The 4,777-nt window shown below is 61.6% G+C and carries 3 protein-coding genes and 1 pseudogene; 3 read left to right on the forward strand and 1 reads right to left on the reverse strand.

Going from position 1 to position 4,777, the window contains the following annotated elements; translation table 11 throughout:
- Nucleotides 1-270, forward strand: a pseudogene (locus ABX749_RS22430) (flagellar biosynthesis protein FlgI); the annotation flags it as partial.
- 50 nt (nucleotides 271-320) lie between these two features.
- Nucleotides 321-1,043 (forward strand): pyridoxine 5'-phosphate synthase, encoded by a 723-nt coding sequence (locus ABX749_RS22435; protein ID WP_372897948.1) that lies wholly within the window; start codon nucleotides 321-323, stop codon nucleotides 1,041-1,043.
- Between the two features lie 39 nt (nucleotides 1,044-1,082).
- Here ABX749_RS22435 and thrS read toward each other — a convergent pair whose 3' ends face one another.
- On the reverse strand, nucleotides 1,083-3,317 hold the full coding sequence (gene thrS / locus ABX749_RS22440; protein ID WP_372897949.1) for a threonine--tRNA ligase: 2,235 nt from the start codon (nucleotides 3,315-3,317) through the stop codon (nucleotides 1,083-1,085).
- Between the two features lie 458 nt (nucleotides 3,318-3,775).
- Here thrS and ABX749_RS22445 point away from each other — a divergent pair.
- On the forward strand, nucleotides 3,776-4,777 hold a 1,002-nt coding region (locus ABX749_RS22445), incomplete at its 3' end, for a serine/threonine-protein kinase (protein WP_372897950.1).

The raw sequence follows: 4,777 nt of genomic DNA on the forward strand, positions 1-4,777 counted from the left end.
CCCAACGCGCTGATCGTCAAACCGGAATCCAACGACCCGGGTAAATTGAGAATCAGCCGCTTTCAGGTCGGCCAAGAGGACCGACGCACACTCGCCCCGGCCACGGTTCGTGGACTGGTCAAGGGAATCGTGTCGATCGGCGGAGATTACGCCGATGTGGTCGAAGTGCTTCGCGACGCCAAATCGAAGGGATACCTGGAAGACCAACTGGCGATTGATCCGCTGCCCAAAGCGCTGCGAACCTATTATCGTGAGGAGGAGTCCAGCTGAGCGTCAGCCGGGCGCTTTGCTCCCTCCGCTCCCACCACGATACGTCATCCATGATCGAACTTGGCGTCAACATTGACCACGTCGCCACGGTGCGACAAGCTCGCCGCACCTATGAACCCGACCCGGCCATCGCCGCCGCACTGGCCGAACAAGGCGGCGCCGACGGCATCACGTTTCACCTCCGCGAAGATCGCCGGCACATCCAAGACCGCGACGTCGAAGTGCTGATGCAGACCGTGACGGTCAAGACGAATCTGGAACTGGCGTGTGCCGACGACGTGCTGGCCATCGCCCTTCGCGCCCGTCCCGATTGGGCGCTGCTGGTCCCCGAGAGCCGCCAGGAAGTGACCACCGAAGGCGGGCTGAACGTCGCCGCCGACGACGGACGCATTGCCGCCGCGATCGAGCGGCTGAAAAACCAAGGCATCCTGACCAGCCTGTTCGTCGATCCCGACACCGATCAAGTCGCCGCGGCGGCGAAACTGGGCGCCGATGCGGTCGAACTACACACCGGCCCCTACGCGCTGGCCCAGCGCAACGCCATCAACGACGAACTCGATCGACTGCGGGCGGCCGGCCAAGTGGCGATCGAATCGGGACTGCGACTGCACGCCGGACACGGGCTCAATTACACCAACGTGCGACCGGTCGCCAAACTTCCCGGCATGATCGAATTGAACATCGGCCACTCCATCGTCAGCCGCGCCGTGATGGTCGGGATGAAAGAAGCCGTCGCGGAAATGCGGCGGATCCTCGACGTGTGCTGCCCGTAACGTTTCGCCCAGCCCGGGTCGCGGATCTTGTGAACGATCCTACGACGCCGTCACTGCCTGGCGAACGGTTCGGCTCTTGACTTCATCGACCAGCCTGGCGATCGCCTGGGCGGTCGGCATTGATCCCAAGTCACCGTCGATGCGATCGCGCAGCGCGACCTGCCCCGTCTCGGCCTCCTTCGGCCCGACGACGGCCATGTAGTTGACCAGGTCGAGTTGCGCGTTGCGGATCTTGGCTTGCACCTTGCCGCCGGTCGAGTCGACCGTGACCTTCAATCCCGCCTCGTCGAACTGCTTGGCGACTTGCACGGCGTAGTCGATCGATTTGTCGCTCAGCGGCAGGACGCGAATCTGTTCGGGCGAGAGCCACATCGGGAACGCGCCGGCGAAGTGCTCGATCAACATGCCGGTGAACCGTTCCAAGGACCCGAACGGGGCGCGGTGGATCATCACCGGGCGATGGGCCGCATTGTCCTTGCCGTTGTATTCCAGCTTGAACCGTTCGGGCAGATTGTAGTCCAGCTGAACGGTCCCCAGTTGCCAGGAACGCCCGATGCAATCACGCACCATGAAGTCCGCTTTGGGACCGTAAAACGCCGCCTCGCCCGGCTCTTCGTTGAATTCCATTCCGCTGTGTTCCAGGACGCCGCGGAGCGAGTTTTCTGCGGTGTCCCATTGCTGCTCGCTGCCGACGTACTTGCTGCTGTCCGGATCACGCAAGGAGAGCTGGACGCGATAGTCGTCCAAGCCGACCGCCTTGAGCACAAACTTCGTCAGCTCGATCGTGGCCCGAAACTCCTCTTCGACCTGGTCCTCAGTGCAGAAGATGTGCGCGTCGTCTTGGGTCAATCCGCGGACCCGCAACATCCCGTTCAGCTCGCCGGTTTGCTCGTGTCGATAAACGGTCCCGAACTCGAACAGCCGCATGGGCAATTGTCGATAGGAACGCGACTGGGCTTTGAAGATCTGGCAGTGATGCGGGCAGTTCATCGGCTTGAGCAGGTACCGCTCGTTGACCAATTGCCATTGGTGCAGCACCTCGCGTTTTTGTTCGGCCGACATCGAGGGTTTGTAATCGGGCAGCTCCACGCCCAACACTTCGGCGGCCGCCATCAGCTTGTCTTCGCCGTCGGCATCGATGGTGCCCGCTTCCAGCCGGTTGGCCCAGGCATCCAGCATCGCGCCGACTTCGCTGCCGAACAATGGTGCGAATTGGCTGTCGCGGTAGTACGGAAAGTGGCCGCTGGTCTCATACAGTTCAACGCGTCCGATGTGCGGGCTGTAAACCGGATCGTAGCCACGGCTGAGCAACTCGCGGCGCAGGAAATCTTCCAAGGTCACGCGGACGCGGGCCCCCTTGGGCAACCACAGGCACAACCCCTGGCCGACTTCGGGGTTGATCGCGAACAGGCCGTGCTGCTTGCCCAGGACTCGGTGGTCACGTCGCTTGGCTTCTTCGATCTGTTCCAAATAGGCCTTCAGTTCTTTCTTGTCGAAGAACGCGGTCCCATAGAGCCGCTGCAGGGGTCGATTGGACGTGTCGCCTTTCCAGTGGGATCCGGCGACGCTCATCAACTTGATCGCTTTGATCTTGCCGGCGTCGGGGATGTGGGGGCCACGGCAGAGGTCGACGAACTCGCCTTGACGATAAAAGCTGACCGTCGACTGGTCGGCCAAGCCGGTATCGATGTGCTCGACCTTCAGATCTTGATCCAGGTCATCACACAGCTTGCGGGCTTCGTCACGATCCAGGACGAAGCGCTCGAACGGCTCCTTCCGCTTGATGATCGCCTTCATTTCGGCTTCGATCTTTGGAAAGTCGTCCTCGCTGATCGGGACATCCAGATCAAAGTCGTAATAGAAACCGCCTTCGGTGGTCGGCCCAAACGCCAGCGAAACACCCTTGTAGAGCCGCATGACGGCCCGGGCCATGACGTGGGCCGCCGAGTGCCGCAGCACATCGAGCGATTCACCATCGCGATTGGTCAACAATCGCAGCGACAGCGCCCCGTCGGCAGCCTTTTCTTGGGCAGCGTCTCCGGACGCCAATTCACCCAGCGGCCGGTCCGCGTCGACGATCCGACCGTCGACCTCCGCCGCCACGACGCTGCGCGCCAACCCTTCGCTGATCCCACTGGCGATCTCCATTGGTGTGGTGTGGCCGGGATGCTGATGGGTCGTCCCGTCGGGCAAACGCACCAGCACGGGGGCCAAGGGGGCGGCATCGGAAGCGGTCGATGCGGGGGAAACGGGGCCAGGAGTCGATTGGCTCATTGTGTTTCAGTCTGAGATTTCAGGAAATCGGCGGCCCCTCAAAACGAAAGAGGATGGCCTGTCATGTAGGCGCCGCAGGGGGACACCTTCGGCGTATGAACCACCGAAGCATACCTGGGACGACAAACGAGGAAAATGGCGGATCGCCACCCGCAAAAAAGCTGTCCGACACCTTTTTCAGAGAATAGGCAGCTTGGGCAGACCGGCCTGTCGGCTGGTCCAACCCACCGCGCCGCAGGGGGTCGCCTCTGATGGAACCGTGGTTGCTGTGTCACGCAACAGGCCAGGCTTACCATCCGACGTGTCGGCCACTTTCCGGCGTGAATTCAATCCGCGCAAGCAAACGTGATATACTTGGAGTCCCGCGTCGGGTGCTGTCGCCAGCAATCAAGCTGTCTCCAGCAATCAAGACGCTCCTCATCTGATTCCGTTCACCCCCTTGGCCGTATTTTCTAGCGATGACGTCGTCCGGCATCCAACACGAGTTTCTGGATCCGCCGAAGGATTCGGAGGACCATCTCGGCACGCTCGGTCACTATCGGGTGCTGCGTGAACTCGGAAAGGGCGGCATGGGATTCGTGTTCTTGGCCGAAGACATTCGGTTGAAGCGGCAGGTTGCGTTGAAGGTGATGAATCAGAAAATCGCCAGCACGCCGGGCAGCCGGAAACGTTTCATCAGCGAAGCCCGGGCCATGGCGGCTGTCCACCACGACAACGTGGCCACGATTTTTGAAGTCGGCGAACACAAGGGCACGCCGTACATGGCGATGGAGCTGCTTCAAGGGGCGACGTTGGAGCACTTCGGAGAACGGTACGGCGAACCCGATTACCACCAGATCATCGCGTATGCCCGCGACATCGCCCGCGGACTCGACGCGGCCCACAAGCAGGGCATCGTCCACCGTGACATCAAACCGGCCAACATCTGGCTGGACACCAAGACCAACCGAATCAAAATCCTGGACTTCGGCTTGGCCCTCGCCTCCACCCCCGTCGATCAGCTTTCCGGCCGCGGTGCGGTCGTCGGAACCCCGGGCTACCTGTCACCCGAACAAGCGCGCAGCGAACCGCTGGACGATCGAAGTGATTTGTATTCCACCGGGGTCGTGCTGTACGAAATGGCCACCGGTGCGTTGCCGCTGAAAACGAAATCGGTCGCCGAGCAACTGATCGCCATCCTGGCCCACGCCCCCAAACCGCTGACCGAACGGAACGATAAGATCCCCCAGCCGCTGGCGGACTTGATCCATCGGCTGATGGCCAAAGAGCCGCGCGATCGCTACCCCAGCGCCGCAGCCTTGGAAAAAGCGCTCGACGAAGTGGAAATCGAATGCGAAAAGAAATCCGAGGTGGCTCAGGCGATCAACAAGCTTCAACTGGGGCTGGAACAGGCGGTCAACAAAAAGAGTCAGGGCGGCCTCGACGCGATCGAACTGGGCATGTCGGAGGAAGCGCCGCCG

It is taken from the genome of Stieleria sp. (genome assembly GCF_041595215.1).
Taxonomy (GTDB): Bacteria; Planctomycetota; Planctomycetia; order Pirellulales; family Pirellulaceae; genus Stieleria; species Stieleria magnilauensis.

Bases quoted from the DNA above. Each gene is read 5' to 3' on its own strand.
- ABX749_RS22435 (WP_372897948.1), top strand. From the start codon at position 321: ATGATCGAACTTGGCGTCAACATTGACCACGTCGCCACGGTGCGACAA.
- thrS (WP_372897949.1), bottom strand. From the start codon at position 3,317: ATGAGCCAATCGACTCCTGGCCCCGTTTCCCCCGCATCGACCGCTTCC.